At 61.4% G+C, this 19,942-nt stretch carries 16 protein-coding genes; 6 read left to right on the plus strand and 10 right to left on the minus strand.

Features of this window, described 5'->3' with window-relative positions:
• Positions 1-2: 2 nt before the first annotated feature.
• The 4 genes from EOK75_RS04860 to EOK75_RS04875 are packed head-to-tail and all read right to left on the minus strand — an operon-like array spanning position 3 to position 6,728.
• Positions 3-2,075 carry a hypothetical protein gene (locus EOK75_RS04860; RefSeq protein WP_137192854.1) on the minus strand — a complete coding sequence of 691 codons (2,073 nt, stop codon included), beginning with the start codon at positions 2,073-2,075 and terminating at the stop codon, positions 3-5.
• Entirely contained in the window at positions 2,072-4,837 is a 2,766-nt protein-coding gene (locus EOK75_RS04865) for a DUF4159 domain-containing protein (protein WP_137192855.1), read from the minus strand. Before EOK75_RS04865 ends, EOK75_RS04860 begins: the two co-directional genes overlap by 4 nt.
• Complete coding sequence (locus EOK75_RS04870) at positions 4,837-5,709, minus strand: DUF58 domain-containing protein (protein WP_137192856.1); 873 nt, start codon at positions 5,707-5,709, stop codon at positions 4,837-4,839. The genes EOK75_RS04865 and EOK75_RS04870 overlap by 1 nt, the downstream gene beginning before the upstream one ends.
• The gene (locus tag EOK75_RS04875; protein ID WP_137192857.1) at positions 5,706-6,728 is read right to left on the minus strand and encodes an AAA family ATPase; all 1,023 of its coding nucleotides are present in this window, start codon (positions 6,726-6,728) and stop codon (positions 5,706-5,708) included. Before EOK75_RS04875 ends, EOK75_RS04870 begins: the two co-directional genes overlap by 4 nt.
• Positions 6,729-6,813: 85 nt before the next feature.
• Between EOK75_RS04875 and EOK75_RS04880 the strand changes: the two genes are divergently transcribed.
• The 3 genes from EOK75_RS04880 (at position 6,814) to polA (ending at position 10,518) form a co-directional block, all read left to right on the plus strand.
• Positions 6,814-7,392, plus strand: coding sequence for a DUF1285 domain-containing protein (locus tag EOK75_RS04880; protein WP_137192858.1), 579 nt, complete (start codon positions 6,814-6,816; stop codon positions 7,390-7,392).
• 101 nt (positions 7,393-7,493) lie between these two features.
• Positions 7,494-7,676, plus strand: a complete 183-nt coding sequence (locus EOK75_RS04885) for a zinc-finger domain-containing protein (protein WP_137192859.1) — start codon at positions 7,494-7,496, stop codon at positions 7,674-7,676.
• A gap of 61 nt (positions 7,677-7,737) precedes the next feature.
• The gene (polA, locus tag EOK75_RS04890; RefSeq protein WP_137192860.1) at positions 7,738-10,518 is read left to right on the plus strand and encodes a DNA polymerase I; all 2,781 of its coding nucleotides are present in this window, start codon (positions 7,738-7,740) and stop codon (positions 10,516-10,518) included.
• Between the two features lie 4 nt (positions 10,519-10,522).
• Here the strand turns inward: polA and EOK75_RS04895 are convergent, their stop codons facing one another.
• On the minus strand, positions 10,523-11,539 hold the full coding sequence (locus EOK75_RS04895; protein ID WP_338053348.1) for a polysaccharide biosynthesis/export family protein: 1,017 nt from the start codon (positions 11,537-11,539) through the stop codon (positions 10,523-10,525).
• A 222-nt stretch (positions 11,540-11,761) separates the two neighbouring features.
• Complete coding sequence (locus EOK75_RS04900) at positions 11,762-12,634, minus strand: LysR family transcriptional regulator ArgP (RefSeq protein WP_137192862.1); 873 nt, start codon at positions 12,632-12,634, stop codon at positions 11,762-11,764.
• An 87-nt stretch (positions 12,635-12,721) separates the two neighbouring features.
• On the opposite strand from EOK75_RS04900, the gene EOK75_RS04905 reads away from it, so the two are divergent.
• Both EOK75_RS04905 and EOK75_RS04910 read left to right on the plus strand, forming a co-directional pair.
• Positions 12,722-13,324, plus strand: coding sequence for a LysE/ArgO family amino acid transporter (locus tag EOK75_RS04905; protein WP_137192863.1), 603 nt, complete (start codon positions 12,722-12,724; stop codon positions 13,322-13,324).
• A 39-nt stretch (positions 13,325-13,363) separates the two neighbouring features.
• Complete coding sequence (locus EOK75_RS04910; RefSeq protein ID WP_240794025.1) at positions 13,364-14,269, plus strand: DMT family transporter; 906 nt, start codon at positions 13,364-13,366, stop codon at positions 14,267-14,269.
• A 2-nt stretch (positions 14,270-14,271) separates the two neighbouring features.
• Here EOK75_RS04910 and EOK75_RS04915 read toward each other — a convergent pair whose 3' ends face one another.
• The gene (locus EOK75_RS04915; protein WP_137192864.1) at positions 14,272-15,054 is read right to left on the minus strand and encodes a 3-deoxy-manno-octulosonate cytidylyltransferase; all 783 of its coding nucleotides are present in this window, start codon (positions 15,052-15,054) and stop codon (positions 14,272-14,274) included.
• Positions 15,055-15,066: 12 nt separating this feature from the next.
• Complete coding sequence (locus EOK75_RS04920) at positions 15,067-16,023, minus strand: KpsF/GutQ family sugar-phosphate isomerase (protein ID WP_137194295.1); 957 nt, start codon at positions 16,021-16,023, stop codon at positions 15,067-15,069.
• A gap of 165 nt (positions 16,024-16,188) precedes the next feature.
• On the opposite strand from EOK75_RS04920, the gene galE reads away from it, so the two are divergent.
• Positions 16,189-17,175, plus strand: a complete 987-nt coding sequence (gene galE / locus EOK75_RS04925; protein WP_137192865.1) for a UDP-glucose 4-epimerase GalE — start codon at positions 16,189-16,191, stop codon at positions 17,173-17,175.
• Between the two features lie 22 nt (positions 17,176-17,197).
• On the opposite strand, the gene EOK75_RS04930 is transcribed toward galE, so the two are convergent.
• Together EOK75_RS04930 and EOK75_RS04935 are read right to left on the minus strand one after the other, a co-directional pair.
• Positions 17,198-17,944, minus strand: coding sequence for a YebC/PmpR family DNA-binding transcriptional regulator (locus EOK75_RS04930; RefSeq protein WP_137192866.1), 747 nt, complete (start codon positions 17,942-17,944; stop codon positions 17,198-17,200).
• Positions 17,945-18,086: 142 nt separating this feature from the next.
• Positions 18,087-19,865 (minus strand): SLC13 family permease, encoded by a 1,779-nt coding sequence (locus tag EOK75_RS04935; protein ID WP_137192867.1) that lies wholly within the window; start codon positions 19,863-19,865, stop codon positions 18,087-18,089.
• Positions 19,866-19,942: the final 77 nt, after the last annotated feature.

Below are 19,942 nucleotides of genomic sequence, written 5' to 3' on the forward strand. Positions count from 1 at the left end.
AATCAAGGATTTGCTGTGCGCGCCCGCCGCCCCTCAACCAACCAGGCCGCCAGCGTCAAGCCCGCCGCCATAAGCAGCCATAGCCATGCGGGCAACAGAGCCGCGATACGGATATCTTGGGTGACATAGGCCTCACGCGGGGTGACGCCGATCCAGCCACGCCCGGCGGCCACACGGCCCATGCCTACGGCGCGGATATCGGGGGTGCCGTCCTCAATGCGCAGCACGCCACCGCGCATGGGGGTAACAACGGGTTGCAGCTTGTCACCGCTTGCGATGGTTTCCTCAAACTCTTTGGGGGCCGAGGGGCCAAGCGCCATAACCGTTGAAAGATCCCCCTGCGTCAGTTTGTAAAGCCCCATCTCCGGCGCGTCCCACCCTGCGGAATAACGGCCGGGGGCAACCTCGGGCAGGATTAGCTCCGACGTTGTGCCATCGGGGGCGGTGATGGTCACGGGCGGCGGCGCATCAAGGATGGTGCGGCGCGTCACCGTCAAACGCTGGCCGTTGGCGGCGGCGACAAGGGCTTCTTCCTCTAGGTCCGGCTCTTTCATCATCCAATGGGCAAGACGGCGCAGCAATTCCAGCTGTGGCCCGCCGCCCTCAAACCCGCGGCCCCAAAGCCACATGTGGTCCGACCCCAGCACCGCAATCCGACCTTCCTCTACCCGATCCAGCACCAGCAATGGCGCGCCGTCGATGCCAGTCATCACCAATTGGCCTGAGATTTGCTCCAGCCCGATCTGGCGGAACCAGCGCCCCCAGCCCCCTTCCGGCGCCAGCTTTTCAAGCCCTTCGGTCACCGGATGACGTTTACCCAGATCGGTCAGCGCAGGGGTAAAGCCTTGCTCAAACACCCGACTGGTGGTGGTAACGGGCATAATCTCCCCTAACGACGACCGCCACAGACTATCGGCAGAGCCGAACTCTGGCCCCGCAGCGATCAGCACAGTGCCGCCGCGTTTGACGTAATCACGCACGCTATCGAGATAGGCATTCGGCAAGATCCCCCGCAAGCGGTAGCGGTCAAAGATAATCAGATCGAACTCGTCGATCTTTTCCACAAACAACTCACGCGTTGGAAAGGCGATCAGCGACAGCTCGGATGCGGGAATGCCGTCTTGTTTTTCCGGCGGGCGCAGGATGGTGAAATGCACCAGATCCACCGATGGATCGGACTTCAAAAGGTTGCGCCAGACGCGTTCGCCAGCATGGGGTTCACCCGATACCAGCAGCACGCGCAAGCGGTCGCGCACACCGTTGATCTGCACCACGGCGGCGTTATTGCGGTCGGTTAACTCACCCTCATTCACCTCGACCTGAAATTGCAGCACGTTCATCCCGCCATGCGGCAAGACGACGGGAAGCTCCAGATCCTCACCCACCGGCACGCGGTAGGATTGCGGCTCACCACCGTCAACGGCGATGGTGATATTTGCGCTACCAGCCACATCGGCGGGGACGGCGCCTTGGTCGTCAATGCGCAGGGTCAGGGTGACCGCCTCACCCAGAATGGCAAAGCCGGGGGCGTTTTTGATGACCAAGCGGCGGTCCCAATCTTGCGATTGCCCTGTCAACAACACATGCAAGGGGGCGGGCAGATCAGGCGCAAGATCAAGATCATGGGTTTGGCCATCGGTGATCAGAATGGCCCCTGCGATGCGGGCGCGGGGCTCTTCTGCCATCGCCTCGGATAAGGCGAGCATCAGCTGCGTGCCGCTGTCGCCGTCGCCGTCGCCAAGGCGGATGATCCGCAATTCGGTATTGGGCAGGGCGGCGATCTCGGCCTCGACATTTGCGAGGGCCGCGGCGGATTGATCGGGGCGCACCCCGATACGCTGGCTGGCGCTTTCATCGACAATGGCGATCACGATATCGGACAGGGGGGCGCGGTCCTCGCGCTGCAATGACGGGTTGGCGAGGGCCGCCAAAAGCGCTGCCGCCGCAAGCCCGCGCAAGGCCCAACCGGCAAGCCCGCGCCACAGCCCGAAGCCGACAACCAACAGCGCCGCCACGCCAAGCGCATAGAGCGCCAGCATCGGGATCAGCGGATCGAGGATCAGGTTTGCGGTCATTCGCCCAGTCTTTCAAGCAATGCAGGCACATGGACCTGATCGGATTTATAATTTCCGGTCAGCACATGCATGATCAGGTTAATACCAAAACGTGTCGCCACCTCGCGCTGGCGCTCACCGGTATAACCGCGCCCGACCGGAAACATCGCCGCGCCGCGCGCATCCAGCGCCCAAGCGGCGGCCCAATCATTGCCGCCGATCACCACGGGCGTCACCCCGTCATTCAGGTTGCGAAACGGCATGCCCTCGGCCAGCTCGGCGTCGGGGGGGCTTGCCTCTACCCAAACCTCACGGTTGGCGTGGCGGCCGGGGAAATCTTGCAGCAGGTAAAAGCTGCGGGTCAGCACATGGTCGCCGGGCAAAATCTCCAACGGTGGGATATCCAAGGGGGCGGCAAGCAGTTGCAACCGACGCGCCTCAGCGGTTTGGCCGCCTGCCATATCGCCGTCGCGAGTGTCGAACAGGATCATCCCGCCCGTGCGCAAATAGCGGTTCAGCTTGGCATAGGCCGCAGCTGATGGCGCAGGCTGATCAACGGTCACCGGCCAGTATAGGAAGGGGAAAAACAACAGCTCATCGGTTTCAAGATCAACGGATAGCGGGGCTTCGGGTTCAATCGTGGTGCGCTCGGACAAGCGTTGGCCAAGACCGCGCAGCCCCGCCTCGGAAACCTCATCAACACGGCGATCACCGGTTACGATATAGCCAAGCCGCACGGCGGTTGTCGCCTCTATCGCGCGCAGATCATCAGGGGTTTGCGCACGGGAGGCATCGGGCAAGGCCAGCACACACAGCCCCGCCAGCAGCATGGCCACGTTGCGCATTGCCCCCAACAACCGCCCCGAAAGCGCCAATGCCGCCATCACATCCACCAACAGCAGCGACAAGGCAACCGCCAGCGCCATGCCTTTCAAAGAGCGCTCGCCTTGCATGTCCAACCCCTCTCGCGTGACCGAGGCAGGCCATGTGGCCGCCGCCAGCGCGGTTTCGGCGCCGATCACATTCAGCGCCACGCGGCGATCATCCCCAGCATAAAGCCCCGGCGGAAATATCGCCGAAGGGCCGGTGGCAAGCGCCTGCGCAAGGGCGGAGCCTTCAATCCCTGCCATTTCGCCCGCGTCACCAAGACGGCCGAAACCGTCAAGCGCCACCTGCGGCACCCAAATCTGCCCCTCCAGATCGGCCGCATCCGGCGCTGTCGGGCGGGTAGAGACGGCCAGCCGCTCCAACATCTGCATGAAAAGCCCCGAAAGCGGCAGGTTAGACCATTCCGCATTGGCGGTCACATGGAACAGAACCACCTGCCCCTGCCCGACCGCCTTGCGCGTCACCAAGGGCGTGCCATCGGCCAGCGCCGCAATCGTACGCGCGGCCAGTTCAGGGTCCGGCTGGGCCAGAACCTGCGCCGAGACCGTCACATCATCCGCGATCTGCAACCCGTAAAAGGGCGAGCTATCGGCAAAAGGTGCCAGTGCTTTCGGCTCCCCCCAGCTCATCGCGCCGCCAACATTGCGCCCGCCAATGCGCAGGCGGACGGGCATCAGGTCATCCTCGGCGTCGCGGCTGATATCGGAGGCCGCAAGCCGCGGACCGGCAAACCGCAAGAGCAAGCCGCCCGCATCCAGCCAGTCCCAGATCGCGGTTTCCTCATCCGGTGAAAGCGTGGCAACATCGGCCAAAACAATCACATCGGGATTGGCCAGCACGACATCGGCAAGGCTGCCGTCGATCAGCTCCGCCACCGGTTCCAGCGCTTGGCGCAGGTAATGGGTCGGGGACAGCAATTGCAGGCTTTCGGCCCCGCCCGCACCGGAAATCAGCGCGACCTTGCGCCGTTTCAGGCTGTCATCGGTCAGGCTGACGGCACCGGCGGAACGAATGCCCGCCACTTCAAACCTCGTGACGCGGTTGCGCAATTCGGGCGGCAGCGACAGCGCGGTTTCGGCCTCGGTTTCGCCTGCCGCGAAACGCATGGTCACGCGGGCAAGCTCTCGCTCCACCCCGGCAGGGTCAAGCCCGCGGGCAGACACCTCCACCTCGGTCGCATCGGGGTTGGGCAGACGGGTGGCGGCAAGCCCGATCACGCCATCCTTGAAACGTGCGGGGCGCAGGGCGACCACGGGGCGCGCGCTTTCAAAAACGGTGACCGGCCCGCGCGATTGCAGCACCTCAAGCAGCGTATTGCGCCCCGGATGCTCCACCCCGTCCGAAAGCCAGAAGCTGGAAAAACTCCCATCCGGCAAGGCGTCCGCCCAAGCCGAAAACGCGGGCCCCCAAGGCTGCGGCACGGTGCCTGTCATGGTTTCGGCCAACGCATTGGCCGTTTGGAAAACTGTGTCGCCGGGCGTATCCGTCAGCCGGATCAACGCCACCGGGCGACCCGCACGGCCCGCATCCGCCACCAGTGCCGCGGCGCGATCAAGCCTGCGCGGCCAGTCGCGCGCATCAGCCCAAGAGCCGTCCATCAGCACCAAAAGCGGACCGTTTGCCCCCTCTTCGCGCTGTTCAGGGTTCAGGACCGGACCGGCAAAGCCGATGATCGCCGCCGCAATTGCCGCCATGCGCAGCATCAACAGCCACCAGGGGGTTTTATCGGCCTCGGGCTTGTCATCCTTCAGGCCCAGCAGCAGCACCACACCCGGAAAGCGGCGGCGCAAAGGGGCGGGCGGAACAGCGCGCAACAACAGCCACAGCACCGGCAACAGAGCCAGCCCCAACAGCAACAGCGGCGTCGTAAAGCCCAATGGCCCGATCATAAACATCAGCGCCCCCGTTCCAGTGCCGCATAAAGCCACAGCAGCGCCGATTGCGCCGGCTGGCCGCTGTGGTGGCACAGGTAGTGCCAGCCAGAGGCACGGGCAAGCCCCTCTATCCGGCCCTTACGATCGGCCAGACGGTCAAGATAACGGGCGCGCAGATCGCCGGCGCGCAGGGTCTCATGGCGCAGGCTGCCGCCCATGGATTCGAAAATCGTGCGCCCATCAAAGGGGAAGCTTTCCTCCACCGGATCAAGCACTTGCACCAAGGCGCCGCGCACCCCGCGATCAGAGGCGATGGCAAGGGCGGTTTCCACCTCTTCGGGATCACCGAGAAAATCGGAGAAAAACACCGCGCGGCTGTGACCGCTTAGGTTGGCAACATCGGGCGCGCCGTAATCCGCGCCGTCCCCGCCGGTCATCCCCGCAAGCAGGTGCATGATCTGGCCACGGCCACCGCGCGGACGCGCGCCGTCGCCAGTCAGGCCGACACGTTCGCCGCCGCGCAACAAAAGCACCGCCAACGCCAGCGCCAAAAGCTGTGCGCGATCTGCCTTGGGCGGACGCGCCGCATCGCCGGAAAACTGCATGGACCGCGATGCATCCACCCAAAGCGAGACGGTCTGCGCGGCCTGCCATTCGCGTTCACGCACAAACTGCCCCTCGGATTTGGCCGAGCGCCGCCAATCCACCTGCCCCGCCGGATCGCCTGCCGTGGCGAGGCGGTATTGCCAGAATTCATCGCCCATACCGGCGCGGCGACGGCCATGTTCGCCCAAAACCACGGTTGCGGCCAGATGTTCGGCCTGCGCCAAAAGCGCGGGCAAGGCACCGCCAAGCGCCTCGGACCTTGCGCGCAGATCAAGGCTTTGGGTCACGCTGCGGCCTCAAGCCCCAAGGTGCGGGTCACAGTGGCATCGATCAACCCTGCAAGGCTTTCGCCCCGCGCCCGCGCCGCAAATGACAGCGCCATACGGTGGATCAAAACGGGGCGCGCAAGGGCGGCCACATCCGCCACCGAAGGCGCCAAACGACCATCCAGCAACGCCCGCGCCCGCACCGTCATCATCAACGCCTGTGCCGCACGCGGACCAGGCCCCCATGACAGCAACCCACGCAGGGCCATACCCTCTTCCTCTTCGGGACGGCAGGCGCGGACCAGATCGAGGATCGCCTCCACCACCTGCTCACCCACTGGCATCCGGCGCAGAACGGCCTGCGCATTCAGCAACTCCTGCGCCGTAAAGACGCCGTGCACCTGCGCATCCTCGGCCCCTGTGGTTGCCAGCAGGATATCGCGTTCGGTCGCACGATCAGGATAGGCCACATCGACCTGCACCAAAAAGCGGTCCAGCTGCGCCTCGGGCAAGGGATAGGTGCCCTCTTGTTCGATCGGGTTCTGGGTGGCCAGCACATGGAAGGGCGCGCCCAATGGCCGGTGCTGCCCCGCGATCGTCACCTCATGTTCCTGCATCGCCTGCAACAACGCCGATTGCGTACGCGGCGAGGCGCGGTTGATCTCATCGGCCAGCAAAAGCTGGCAAAAGATCGGCCCCTCGATAAACCGGAACGACCGCGCACCATCGGCACCGTCCAGCACCTCGGACCCCAGAATATCGGCAGGCATCAGGTCGGGCGTGAACTGGATGCGGCTGCCCTGCAACCCCATCACGGTTGAAAGCGTGTCGACCAATCGCGTTTTGCCCAAGCCCGGCAACCCCACCAGCAACGCATGCCCCCCACAGAGCAAAGAGGTCAGAACCAGATCCACCACCTGCCCCTGCCCGATGAAACGCCTGTTGATCGACGCCTTCGCCGCCGTCAGCTTTTCGCCAAGCATTTCAATCTGCGCGACCAGTTCATCGGCGTTTTGGGTCGTATCAACGGGATGGGGCATGACATTCCTCAGGGACGGGTTATATTGGGCCTATTAGAGCGATTTATGTCGCCGGGTACAAATGGCAAAAGCGGGATTTGGTCAATTGAGCGTGAAACCGACAGCAGAAGGCCTGATGGCCTCGGTACAAGCCGCCGGAAAAGGGGCTGGCCCCGCGCCGGTACACCTGTGGAACCCCGATTTTTGTGGCGATCTGGATATCCGCATCGCGCGGGACGGGACGTGGTTCTATCTTGGCACACCGATCGGACGACCGGCGCTGGTGAAGTTGTTTTCCAACATTTTGAAGCTGGAGGACGGGAAGTATTACCTTGTCACGCCAGTTGAAAAGGTGGGAATCACCGTGGATGATGCGCCCTTTGTCGCGGTGGATTTCACGGCTTCGGGCGCGGGGGATGCGCAATCCCTGCGCTTTGAAACCCAAGTGGGTGACTTTGTGACCGCAGGCCCCGACCACCCCATCCGCATGGCCCGCGATCCGCAAACAGCCGAGCCTTCGCCCTATGTCATGGTGCGCGCGGGGCTGGAGGCGCTGATTGACCGCAAATCCTTTTACCGTCTGGCCGAATTGGGCAGCCACCGCGAAGATGCAGGCGAAAGCTGGTTCGGGCTTTGGTCGGGGGGCGTGTTTTTCCCGCTGATCCCATCCGCGGAATTAGGGTAACAGGCGCACGCCTAATTTGCCCGCAGGTCTTGCCGCGCCGCGCTGGATCGCTATCATGCGCCTCAACCGCAATCGCGCTGCTTTAGCTAGAAAGACCCGCCATGACCGCACCTGTGCCGGAAATCAAAATCGTCTCCCAATGGAAAGTCGCTTGTGACGGTGACGGGCCTAGCTTGGGCCATCCGCGCGTCTGGCTGTCCATCCCCGAGGATAAGGGCTATGTCGAATGTGGCTATTGTGACCGTCGCTATGTCCATAAAAGCTTTGCCGACACGGTAGAATAACGCGCCACTGGACCCGCGCCCCCGTCCATGCGATGAAGCCCAAAACAGCGGAGCGGACAGGATGAGCGACACTTTCGGCAAGGGCCACCACCTGCATCTGATCGACGGATCGGCCTATATTTTCCGTGCCTATCACGCGCTGCCGCCGCTGACGCGGAAATCGGATGGGCTGCCGGTGGGCGCGGTTGCGGGGTTTTGCAACATCCTGTTCCGCTATCTCAATGGCAATAAAGGGGCCGATGCGCCGACCCATGTGGCGGTGATCTTTGACCATTCCTCAAAAACCTTCCGCAACGACATTTACCCTGAATACAAGGCCAACCGCCCCGAACTGCCCGAAGATCTGCGCCCGCAGTTCCCGCTGACCCGCGACGCGACCCGCGCCTTCAACATCGCCTGCATCGAGACCGAAGGCTATGAGGCCGATGACATCATCGCCACACTTTCCTGCCGTGCGCGCGATGCGGGCGGGCGGGTGACGATTATTTCCTCGGATAAGGATTTGATGCAGTTGGTCGGTGACGGGGTTGGCATGCTCGACCCGATGAAGAACAAGCTGATCGGGCCGGATGAGGTGTTCGAGAAATTCGGCGTGGCCCCGAACCGCGTGGTTGATGTGCAATCGCTGGCCGGTGATTCGGTCGATAACGTGCCAGGCGCGCCGGGGATTGGCATCAAGACCGCCGCCCTGCTTATTCAAGAATACGGCGATCTGGAAAGCCTTTTGGAGCGTGCGGGGGAAATCAAACAACCCAAACGCCGCGAAAGCCTGATCAACAATGCCGACCTGATCCGCATCTCCAAGCGACTGGTTCAGCTTGATTGCGACACCCCGCTGGAGGACAGCTTTGACAGCATGGCCGTCAATCCGCCCGAGGCAGAGGAGCTGCTAAAGTTCCTTACCGAAATGGAATTCCGCACCCTGACCAAACGCGTGGCCGACAGCCTGAAAGTCGAGGCCCCCACCCCGCCAGCTGTGGTTGAGGACAAGCCCGATCTGCCCTTTGACCATGCCAAATATGAAAACGTCAGCACGGCGGATGCCTTGGGAAAATGGATCGACCGGATCTATGCGCGCGGCTATGTCGCGGTGGATACCGAGACCACCAGCCTTGACGAGATGCGCGCCGATCTGGTCGGTATTTCGCTTTGTGTCGAGGCGGGACAGGCCTGCTATATCCCGCTGGGCCACAAGCAAGGCGGCGGTGATCTGTTCGGCTCGTCGGAGCTGAGTGATGGGCAGATGCCGATGGGTGAGGCGCTGGAAATGCTGCGCCCGATGCTGTGTGATGCAAGCATCCTGAAAATCGGCCAGAACATGAAATATGACGCGAAGATCTTTGCCTGCCAAGGGGTTGAGGTTACGCCGATTGATGACACCATGCTGATGAGTTCGGCGCTCAACGCGGGGCTCCACAATCACGGCATGGATACGCTGGCCGATAAATATCTGGGCCACACACCAATCCCGATCAAATCCTTGCTTGGCTCTGGCAAATCCCAGATCACCTTTGATTTGGTGCCGGTCGATGAGGCGGTGAAATACGCCGCCGAGGATGCCGATATCACCCTGCGTCTGTGGCAATTGTTCAAGCCACAGCTTCACCGCAAATCCGTCACCACCGTCTATGAAACGCTGGAACGCCCGCTGGTGCCGGTTCTAGCCAAGATGGAAATGACGGGCATTCAGGTGGACCGCGATACGCTGTCGCGCATGTCCAACACCTTCGCGCAGAAAATGGGCGCGCTGGAGGCCGAGATCCAGACCCTTGCGGGGCGGTCATTCAACGTCGGGTCGCCCAAACAGCTGGGTGAGATTTTGTTTGACGAGATGGGCCTGCAGGGCGGGAAAAAGGGCAAAACCGGCGCCTATGCCACCGGCGCCGATGTGTTGGAAGACTTGGCGACCGAGCATGAATTGCCGGGAAAAGTCCTCGATTGGCGCCAGCTTGCCAAGCTGAAATCCACCTATACCGATGCGCTGCAGGACCACATCAACCCCGAAACGGGTCGCGTGCATACGTCTTATTCGCTGGTGGGGGCGGTCACGGGGCGGCTTTCGTCAACCGATCCGAACCTGCAAAACATCCCCGTGCGCAGCGAGGAAGGCCGCCGCATCCGCGAGGCTTTCGTAGCGCCTAAAGGCCGCGTGATGGTCAGCCTCGACTATAGCCAGATCGAGCTGCGCATTCTTGCCCATATCGCTGAAATTCCTGCTTTGAAACAGGCCTTTAAGGACGGTATCGACATTCACGCCATGACCGCATCGGAAATGTTCGGCGTCCCTGTTGAGGGGATGGACCCCATGGTGCGCCGACAGGCCAAGGCGATCAATTTTGGCGTGATCTATGGCATTTCCGGCTTTGGTCTGGCGCGCAATCTGCGTATTCCGCGGGGCGAGGCGCAGGGATTCATCGACCGCTATTTCGAGCGTTTCCCCGGCATTCGCGAATATATGGACGCGACGACCCAATTCGCCAAGGATAACGGCTATGTCCAAACGCTGTTCGGTCGCCGTATCCACACGCCTGAAATCAACGCCAAAGGTCCCGCCGCAGGCTTTGCCAAACGCGCCGCCATCAACGCGCCGATCCAAGGCACGGCCGCCGATATCATCCGCCGCGCCATGGTGCGCATGCCCGATGCCACCCGCGATCTGGATGCAAAAATGCTGCTGCAAGTCCACGATGAATTAATCTTTGAGGTGGCCGAGGATGCCGTTGATCCGCTGATCAAAATCGCGCGCGAGATCATGGAAGGTGCGGCCCTGCCCGCCGTGCATCTGTCGGTGCCGATCACCGTGGATGCAGGCCAAGGCGCAAATTGGGCCGAGGCGCACTGAGGCGCTATTTCACCGAATTGTTCAACCCGACCAAGGAGCCGATCAGGCCAAAGATCGTATTGGCCGCCGTCAGCGACGACTCCGTTGCCAGAACGCTGTCTTTCGGATTGATCTGGAAGTTGCGCGCGGCAAACAATCCGTCTGCGCTGGTCAGATCAAAGGTAAAGACGACATGGCGCATCTCGGGGCCTTTGATGCCATCGGCGCGCACCGCCTTGGCGGGATATTCGCGCAAGACCAGAACGCCTTTGGGATTGGCGCGCGCATCGCTGATGCCACCGACCAAAGACATCGCCTCCAACGCCGAGATGTTATCCTTCTCAAAGCGGATCAGGCTTTCGGTGCCCGTCGCCCCAAGGGCGGTGAAATAGCGGTCATCCTCGGCCACGATCACCTTGTCACCGCCGCGCAGGGTGGTGTTCTTGCTTGCCTCGGCCAGCAATCGGTCGGCGCGGATCTCATAGGTTTTGCCCGCACGGATCCAACGCACCAGCGGATTTTTGAAGGTCGGGGAAATACCGCCCCCCGCCGCCAGCAGGCTTAGGATGGAATAGTTGCGATCGGGCAGCGGATAGCTGCCGGGATTGCCCACGCCACTGACCAGATCAACCGAGTTGCGCACGCCTGCCGTCACCGAAAGCTGCACCTGTGCTGACGGGGCGATCGGCTCCATCGCGCTTTGGATCTGGGCGCGGGCGGCCTCGGCGGTTTGACCGTTGACCACCACATCCCCCAGATAGGGCACAAAGATCGTCCCCGCCGAGGATACTTCTGCCGGTGGCAATAGCGCCGTTTTACTGGAAACATCCGCCAGCAAAGAGTTGTCCTGACTGTCCCAGATGACCAAATTCACCGTGTCACCCGTATTGATGACCGCGCTGCTCGGCCCGCGTTTGGCAGAAATCCAGTTATAGCCCCCCCGCCATCCCGTTACCGGCCAACCGGCAAGACGGTCAACATTGGCACGGTTTACCGGCACCACGGTAAATGTCGGCTCTTTGGCGTCTTTTTCGCGCAACACTTCGGCAGAAAGCGCGGCCCCACGCGGAACAGAGCAACCCCAGAAATTGCTATGACGCAGAGGAACTTAAAGCGCAAAACTTGACCCCAATAAGACGAAATAAACCAAGCTGTTTTGCCCGCAACATGTCACATCAATTGCGGTCATTCCACAAGTTTGGCGATATTTTTGGTTAACGGATCACAGCAGGGGTCAAATCCGGTCAAATCTGCCACAGGGCAACTACAGTAATGCCCGTGCCGCAGCACGTGTGATCGCGGCGGTCAGTGGTGCTATGGCGGGGCCGGTCAACCGCGTGAATTGCCAATACAGCGGCACATCCAGCGCGGTATCGGGCACCACTTCCAGCAACCGCCCCGCCCTTAGGTGCGCGGCCACCAAGGGTTCAGGGTTCATCCCCCAACCCAGCCCCAGCAAGGCCGCCTCGACAAACCCTTGCGAGGAGGCGATCCGGTGCGTCGGAAAAGCAAAGCCAGCGCCCGTGCCAAATTGCGCCGCAATCCAGTCGCGTTGCAGCCCGTCCTTATCCGAGAACGTCAGCGCAGGGGCGCGGGCCAATGCGTCCCGCCCTGCCCCCCCTGCCATCCAGCGCGCCATATAATTCGGGGAGGCCGTGGCCCGATACCGCAGCGCGCCCAGTGGCACCGTATCACATCCCTGTAACGGGCCGGGCTGGCTGGTGATCGCCGCCGAGACCTCTCCGGCACGCAAAAGATCCTGACTGTGGTCTTGATCGTCAATCACCAGGTCGAACAGCATCCCCTCCACCTCGGCCAGTGCAGGCAGCACCCATGTCGCCAGACTGTCTGCATTGACCGCGATCCGGATCGTTGCAGGGCTTTGCGTCGGAAGCCCCTCTGTCAAAGCCGCCTCAAGCAGCATCACACCCTCAAAATGCTGGATCAGACGCAGCCCCGCCACGGTTGCCACGCAAGGCTGGCCACGCCGGATCAACAGGGTTCCCATCCGCTCCTCTAACCCCTTGAGGCGTTGCGAAATTGCCGAGGGTGTCAGCGACAGCGCCGCCGCCGCCAGATCAAACGACCCGCGCCGATGCACCGCCGCAAGGGCGGCAAGTTGGGCATAGTCCAGCATTAGCATTCCTAATCTTACCGCAAAATCTTTAATTTGATTGAAGCTGTGCAGCCCTTTAGTCAAGACCAGAACAGAGGAAGGGCAAAGATGTTAGAGGCATTGATCGCGGGGTATCTGGTATCGCTAAGTTTGATTGCGGCCATCGGCGCGCAAAACGCTTTTGTGCTGCGCCAAGGCATCCGCCGAGAGCATGTGGGCTGGGTTGTGTTTGTCTGTGCCGCCTCGGATGCGGTTTTGATGACTGCGGGGATCGCAGGCTTTGGCGCGGTGTCAGAGCAGGTGCCATGGCTTAATGCCGCCGCACTTTGGGCAGGGATCGCGTTCTTGCTGGTTTACGGTGCGCTGCGGTTTCGCGCCGCTTGGCAGGGTGGCGAGGCTTTGATCCCTTCGGGCAATGCCCCTGTGGCCCTAAAGCGGGTTTTGGTGACCTGTCTGTTGCTGACATGGGCAAACCCGCATGTTTACCTTGATACGGTGGTGCTAATCGGGGCCATCTCCGCCCAATATGCGCCTTACGGGCTGGCCTTCGGGATCGGCGCGATTTCCGCCTCTGTCAGCTTTTTCACCGCCCTCGGGTTTGGGGCACGGCTGCTGGCCCCCGTAATGGCGCGACCCCGCGCCTGGGTGGTGCTGGAGGTGCTGGTGGGTGCCACCATGTGGGCAATCGCGGCGGCACTCGCCTTTGGCTAGACACTTGTTATACCGCCAGAAGTCTGGCCTTGTAGGCGTATGACCGAATCCCCTGCCATAAACCCGGTTGCCGGTGTTGCTTGGATGCTGGCATCAAGCCTGCTCTTTGTCTTGGTGACAGGCATTGTGCGCTACTTGGGCACCGACCTGCCTGCTGCCCAATCGGCGTTTTTGCGGTTTGGCTGGGGGGTTTTGATACTGACCCCGTCGCTGCTGTCGCTTATGCGCGCGGGCATTCCGCAAGGGCTGGGGAAAACGATCCTTTTTCGCGGCGGGTTCCACACCATCGGGGTGGTCTTGTGGTTTTACGCCATGGCGCGGATCCCTGTGGCCGAGGTAACGGCGATTGGCTATCTCAACCCCGTTTGCGTGACCATCGGGGCGGCCTTGATCTTTGGCGAGAAGCTGGCGGCGCGGCGATTGATCGCTATTGGCATCGCCCTTGTTGGTGCATTGATCGTCCTGCGCCCCGGCATCCGAGAGGTGGAGCCGGGCCATTGGTCACAGCTGGGCGCTGCCATCAGCTTTGCTGTCTCCTATCTTTTTGCCAAAAGCCTAAGCGGCAAGATGCCTGCCGGCGCGATTGTCGGGCTTATGTCCCTCACCGTCACGCTGGCGCTGGCACCCGTGGCATTTTTGGTATGGGTGCCGGTCAGCACGGAACAGCTTGGCTGGCTGGCCGTGGTGGCGCTGGCGGCAACGGCGGGGCATTACTGCATGGCGCGGGCCTTTGCCACGGCGCCGCTATCGGTGACGCAGCCGGTGATTTTTCTGCAACTCGTCTGGGCGGCGCTGTTGGGGTATTTTGCCTTTGGCGAAACCGTAGATCCCTTCGTCTTGCTTGGCGGCGCGGTGATTATCGGGGCGGTCAGCTATATCACATGGCGCGAGGCACAGCTAAAGCGCCGCGCGGTCACGCCGGGAATAGGGGCTGCGAAATACTAGGGTTACCCCTTGGCCAGCACACTTTCGATCCGTTCCACGTCAACGGGGTTGTTCAGCTCCCAGAACACGCGGCCCCTGCCGTCCACCTCGACGCAAGCCATCTCCATCCCGTTTTCCAAAAAGCGAAGCTGTTCCAGCCCCTCCATCCGTTCCAACGTGCCCATTTTCCAGCCCTGATAGGCCGCAAGCGCCGCCGGCCGGTAGGCATAGATGCCGACATGGTGAAAAACCGGGATCGGGTCATGGTCGCCCTCGGGGGTGTAGGGGATCACCTCCTTGGAGAAATAGAGCGCGCGCATATTGGTATCGAACACCGCCGTGGTGCCGCCAACGCGGCCATGGCGGCGGTCCTCACGGAAATGGCTGACGGTCTGCGCATCACAGCGCACCACAGGGGTCGCACAGGCGGCGGATGATGTCTCCATCGCCTTGGCCAAGGCCTCGACAAACCACGGCGGGGTCAGGGGCGCATCGCCTTGCAAGTTGATGAACAGATCCGCCTGAAGACCCGCATTGGCCACCGCCTCGGCACAGCGCATGGTGCCGTTTTCCGCATCAGAGGAGGTCATGATCACCTCGGCCCCAAACGCCCGCGCGGCATCGGCAATCCGGTCATCATCGGTGGCGACATAGACCTCGGCAATGCCGCGCGCCGCCTTTGCCGCCTCCCAGCTGCGCTGGATCAGGGGTTTGGTCACACCATCCGCCCCGCGCAAGCCAACCAAAGGCTTGCCGGGATAACGCGAAGAGGCATAGCGGGCGGGAATAATAATAACCGTTTTCATGAGCATCAAACCTTATTGTACGCCCGCGCGCAGGCAGTCATGGATATGGAGGATGCCAAGGGGGTGTGCCTCGGCGTCAATGACAAAGAGCATGGTGATCTTGCGTTCATTCATCAAGGCCACGGCCTCGGCGGCAAGCATATCGGGTGGCGCGGTCAGAGGGTTACGCGTGGCGACATCAATCGCCTGCTTGTCCATCAAGCCAACCATATTGCGCCGCAAATCGCCATCGGTGATCACACCGGCCAAATGCGGCCCGTCCATCACCCCTGCGGTGCCAAAGCCCTTTTGCGTCATCACCAGCAAGGTCTCGGCCATCGGCATCTCCATCGGCACCAGCGGCAGGTCATCAGAGCGCATCAACTGCCCCACACGCGCCAGTCGCGCCCCAAGGCGGCCACCGGGGTGGAAGGTACGGAAATGTTCCGGCTCAAACCCGCGGCGCTCCATCAAGGCCACGGCCAGCGCATCCCCCAGGGCAAGCGCCATGGTCGTGGAGGTCGTCGGCGCCATGCCCAAAGGACAGGCCTCGGGCGCGGGAGGCAAGATCAGGCGCAGATCAGCGGCCAGTGACAAGGTGCTGCCCGCCTTGGAACACAGCGCAATCAACGGGATCGAGAAACGGCGGGTGTGGGCGATCATATCGCCCAGCTCGGTCGTCTCACCTGAATTGGACAGGGCAAGGACAATATCGGCGGGGGTGATGGTACCCAGATCGCCATGCGACGCCTCGGCGGGATGCACGAAATAGGCGGGCGTCCCGGTTGACGAAAGCGTGGCCGCGATCTTGCGCGCGATATGACCCGACTTGCCGATCCCCGACAGGATCACCCGCCCCTTGCAGGCCAGCATCGCCTCTACCGCCGCGCCGAAATCATCCGGCAGGGCGGCGGCCATTGTCAAAAGCGCCTCACCTTCAATGCGCAAAACGCGGGCGGCGGCATCAAGCGGGTTGGGGGCATCGGTCATGGGCACCTCGGATGTATCATTGCCCCCGTCATACAGCGGAATGCCTGCGATCAAAAGCCACAAGCGGCGCGCCGCCGTAAATCCCCGCCCTACCTTGACTTTGACCGCCGCTTCGGGGGAATTGAAGATAAGTCCAGCAGTGGAAGTAATAGTGAAAGCGGTTCAATGCAAAAACACATCTTGGTCACCGGCGGCGCGGGCTATATCGGATCGCATGCGTGTAAGGCGCTGAAAGCGGCGGGCTATGTGCCGGTCACCTTCGACAATCTGGCGACCGGCTGGCAAGAGGCGGTGAAATTCGGGCCGTTTGAGCAGGGTGATTTGCTGGACCGTGCGCGGCTGGATGAGGTCTTTGCCAAATGGTCCCCCGTGGCGGTGATGCATTTCGCAGCCCTCTCGCAGGTGGGCGAGGCCGTGGCCAAACCCGGCCATTACTGGCGCGTCAATGTCGGTGGATCATTGAACCTGATCGAGGCGGCGGTGGCGGCCGGCTGTCAGAACTTCGTCTTTTCCTCGACCTGCGCGACTTACGGCGACCAGGACGGTGTGGTTCTGGATGAAACAACGCAGCAGCGCCCGAGCAACCCCTACGGATCATCGAAACGCGCGATCGAAGAGATTTTACGTGATTTCGAGGTCGCCCACGGGTTGCGCCATGTGATCTACCGCTATTTCAACGTGGCAGGCGCGGACCCCGAAGGCGAGGTCGGTGAATTCCACCAGCCCGAAACCCATTTGATCCCGCTTATGCTGGATGTGGTCAGCGGCAAGCGCGCCGCCCTGACCCTGCATGGCACCGATTACCCGACACCGGACGGCACCTGCATCCGCGATTATGTCCATGTCTCGGACCTTGTGGATGCGCATGTGTTGGGGTTGAAATGGCTGGAGGATCAGCGCGACAGCCGCGTGTTCTGCCTTGGGACCGGGACCGGATTTTCGGTGCGTGAGGTGGTGAATGAGGCCCGCGTCGTCACCAACCAGGACGTGCCGATGAACGAAGGCCCGCGCAGGCCCGGCGATGCGATCCAGCTTGTATCAGGTTCGGCACGGGCGGTGCAGGAATTGGGCTGGACACCCGAACGCTCATCCTTGAAACAGATGATCGCGGATGCGTGGCGCTGGCACGAAACCGGCCACTACAATAAATAAGGGGGCCGCAAAGCCCCCCATTTCATTCTTCCAGCTGTGCGGCCACATCCTCGGGGATGTCGAAGTTATGGGTGACGTCTTGCACGTCGTCATCCTCTTCCAGAGTGTCGATCAGACGCATCAGCTTTTGCGCGGTTTCCAGATCAACCTCGGTGACAACCTGCGGTTTCCAGATCAGCTTGGATTCACTCGACTCACCCAGATCTTTTTCCAAAGCCTCGGACACCTCGTTCAACGCGTCCATCGCGCAATAGATCCAGTGGCCGTCCTCATTGCTTTCCACATCGTCGGCACCAGCCTCCAACGCGGCCATCATCACGGTGTCGCCGTCGCCCGCCTCAACCGGATAAGAAATCTCCCCCACGCGGTCAAACCCGTGGCTAACCGATCCGGTCTGCCCCATGTTGCCGCCGCATTTGGAAAAATAGCTGCGCACATTGGATGCGGTGCGGTTGAGGTTATCGGTCATCGCCTCAACGATAATCGCAATCCCGCCGGGGCCGTAACCCTCATAGCGGATTTCGGTATAATCCGCCGCATCGCCCGTCTGCGACTTCTTGATCGCGCGATCGATCACATCCTTGGGCATCGACAGCGATTTCGCCGCCTTTACTGCAAGGCGCAAACGCGGATTTTTGTCCACATCCGGCTCGCCCATTTTGGCTGCCACGGTGATTTCCTTGGACAGCTTGGAAAACATCTTGGAGCGTAGCTTGTCCTGTTTCCCCTTACGGTGCTGGATATTCGCCCATTTTGAATGGCCTGCCATAAGCCCTGTCTCCGCTGTTTGAAAATTTATCTATTGCTTGCCCTATACACACGCGCAGGGCTTTTTTGCAACCCCGTGCGCTCATCCACTCGTGCCATGCATCAATACCAGCAACAAAAAGCCCGGCAAACCCGCCGCCACCTCAGAACGGAAAGAAAAACGGGATAAGCGCGCTCATCACCACCATCATCAGCAGGTTCAAGGGCACGCCGATGCGCAGGAAATCGGTGAAACGATACCCCCCCGGCCCGTAGACCAGCGTGTTGGTCTGATAGCCGATCGGAGTTGAAAAACTGGCCGAGGCACCAAACATAACCGCCACCACCAAGGGCCGCGGGTCCACGCCCATGGTCGTGCCAAGGCCGATGGCAATCGGCGTCAGGATCACCGCCACCGCATTATTGGAGACCATCTCGGTCAGGATCGACGCCAGCGCATAGACCGCAAACACCAGCATATAGGGCGGCAAATCAAGCATGTAGGGCGCAATCGCATCCACGATCAGCGTGACGGCACCCGAATGATCCAGCCCCAGACCCACCGCCAGCATCGCAAAGATCAACGCAAGCAAGCGACCCTCGATAAAGGCAAAGGCCTCATCGGCATCAATGCAGCGGGTCACCAGCACCACGGCCACACCGATCAACGCAAGGATCACAATCGGGGCGGCATTGATCGCCGCCAGCCCGACAATCGCAACCAGTGTCCCGATGACAATCGGCGCATGGCGGCGACGAAAGGCGCGTTCTGACGGTTGGGCGATATCGACCAGTTCCATATCCTTGGCAAGCCGCTGGATATCGGCCGCGCCCCCCTCCAACAGCAATGTATCGCCCACTTGAACCACAACATCATCAAGCTGCCGCCCGATATTCTGGTTCCGCCGGTGCATCGCAATCGTATAAACCCCGTAGCGCCTGCGCAGTCGCAAAGAGCCAAGCGAGCGGCCAACCATCTGACAGCCCGGCGTGATCAGCGCCTCAACCGTTTCGGTCTGCACCGAGGACAGCTTGTCCACCTGACGCAAATCCTTGCTGTCCTTAAGGGCAAGCACCTCGGACATAGGCGTGCGCAAAATCACACGGTCACCGGCGGCCAGTTCCACCCCTGCCAGCGCGCGGCGCAAACTTGCATCCCCGCGCAGCACATCGACCACACGCATGGAATCGCGCTTGAACAGATCAACATCCAGTACCGTCTGGCCAATCAGGCCCGAGTCCTCTGGCACGGCGACCTCGGTGAAAAACTTCATCTTGGCGCGGTCACCCAAAAGCATTCCCATGCTGTCACGGTCGGGCAAGGCCTTGCGGGCAAACAAGAACAGATAGGTCACCCCGATAAGCGACATCACAATCCCCAAGGGCGTGATGTCGAAAATTCCAAAAGGTGCCATCCCCATTTGCCGCGCCACACCGTCCACCAACAGGTTGGTCGAGGTGCCGATCAAGGTGATCGTTCCGCCAAAAATTGCCAGATAAGACAGCGGGATCATTACCTTGGAGGCTGACATCTTCAACTGCTTGGCAAGGCGCATGAACACCGGAATCATCACAACCACAATCGGCGTGTTGTTCATAATCGCCGACATCACGATAATCGCCACCGTCAGCGCGGCAAGCGTCACCACAGGCCGCGCCTCAACGTTGCGCACCGCAAGCCCCGTCACCCAGTCAAGCGCGCCTGTGCGCACCAAGGCCCCCACGATCACAAACATCGCCGCAATCGTCCAAGGGGCGTGGTTGGACAGCACGGCCATCGCATCATCTTGCGGCAAAATTCCAAGGATCAACATCAAGGAGGCACCAGCCAGCGCGGTCACCTCTACCGGAAAGACCTCGCGCACAAATAGCGCCAACATGCCCACCACAATCGCAAGTGCGCAGTAGGCCTGCATTGTCTGGCTCAGATCAATTCCGAACACGGATGTATCCCCTTATGCGGCCTTAGCCATTCTTATAGAGCCGCCAAGCAAGGGCAAGCCCCGCCCGCAAAATACGG

It is taken from the genome of Pseudorhodobacter turbinis, assembly GCF_005234135.1.
Taxonomy (GTDB): domain Bacteria; phylum Pseudomonadota; class Alphaproteobacteria; order Rhodobacterales; family Rhodobacteraceae; genus Pseudorhodobacter; species Pseudorhodobacter turbinis.

What these genes read in the sequence shown, in the direction of transcription:
- polA (WP_137192860.1), top strand. Translation starts at nt 7,738, where the DNA reads ATGAGCGACACTTTCGGCAAGGGCCACCACCTGCATCTGATCGACGGA.
- EOK75_RS04910 (WP_240794025.1), top strand. Translation starts at nt 13,364, where the DNA reads ATGACCGAATCCCCTGCCATAAACCCGGTTGCCGGTGTTGCTTGGATG.
- EOK75_RS04905 (WP_137192863.1), top strand. Translation starts at nt 12,722, where the DNA reads ATGTTAGAGGCATTGATCGCGGGGTATCTGGTATCGCTAAGTTTGATT.
- EOK75_RS04865 (WP_137192855.1), bottom strand. Translation starts at nt 4,837, where the DNA reads ATGTTTATGATCGGGCCATTGGGCTTTACGACGCCGCTGTTGCTGTTG.
- galE (WP_137192865.1), top strand. Translation starts at nt 16,189, where the DNA reads ATGCAAAAACACATCTTGGTCACCGGCGGCGCGGGCTATATCGGATCG.
- EOK75_RS04860 (WP_137192854.1), bottom strand. Translation starts at nt 2,075, where the DNA reads ATGACCGCAAACCTGATCCTCGATCCGCTGATCCCGATGCTGGCGCTC.
- EOK75_RS04885 (WP_137192859.1), top strand. Translation starts at nt 7,494, where the DNA reads ATGACCGCACCTGTGCCGGAAATCAAAATCGTCTCCCAATGGAAAGTC.
- EOK75_RS04930 (WP_137192866.1), bottom strand. Translation starts at nt 17,944, where the DNA reads ATGGCAGGCCATTCAAAATGGGCGAATATCCAGCACCGTAAGGGGAAA.
- EOK75_RS04920 (WP_137194295.1), bottom strand. Translation starts at nt 16,023, where the DNA reads ATGACCGATGCCCCCAACCCGCTTGATGCCGCCGCCCGCGTTTTGCGC.
- EOK75_RS04900 (WP_137192862.1), bottom strand. Translation starts at nt 12,634, where the DNA reads ATGCTGGACTATGCCCAACTTGCCGCCCTTGCGGCGGTGCATCGGCGC.
- EOK75_RS04875 (WP_137192857.1), bottom strand. Translation starts at nt 6,728, where the DNA reads ATGCCCCATCCCGTTGATACGACCCAAAACGCCGATGAACTGGTCGCG.
- EOK75_RS04915 (WP_137192864.1), bottom strand. Translation starts at nt 15,054, where the DNA reads ATGAAAACGGTTATTATTATTCCCGCCCGCTATGCCTCTTCGCGTTAT.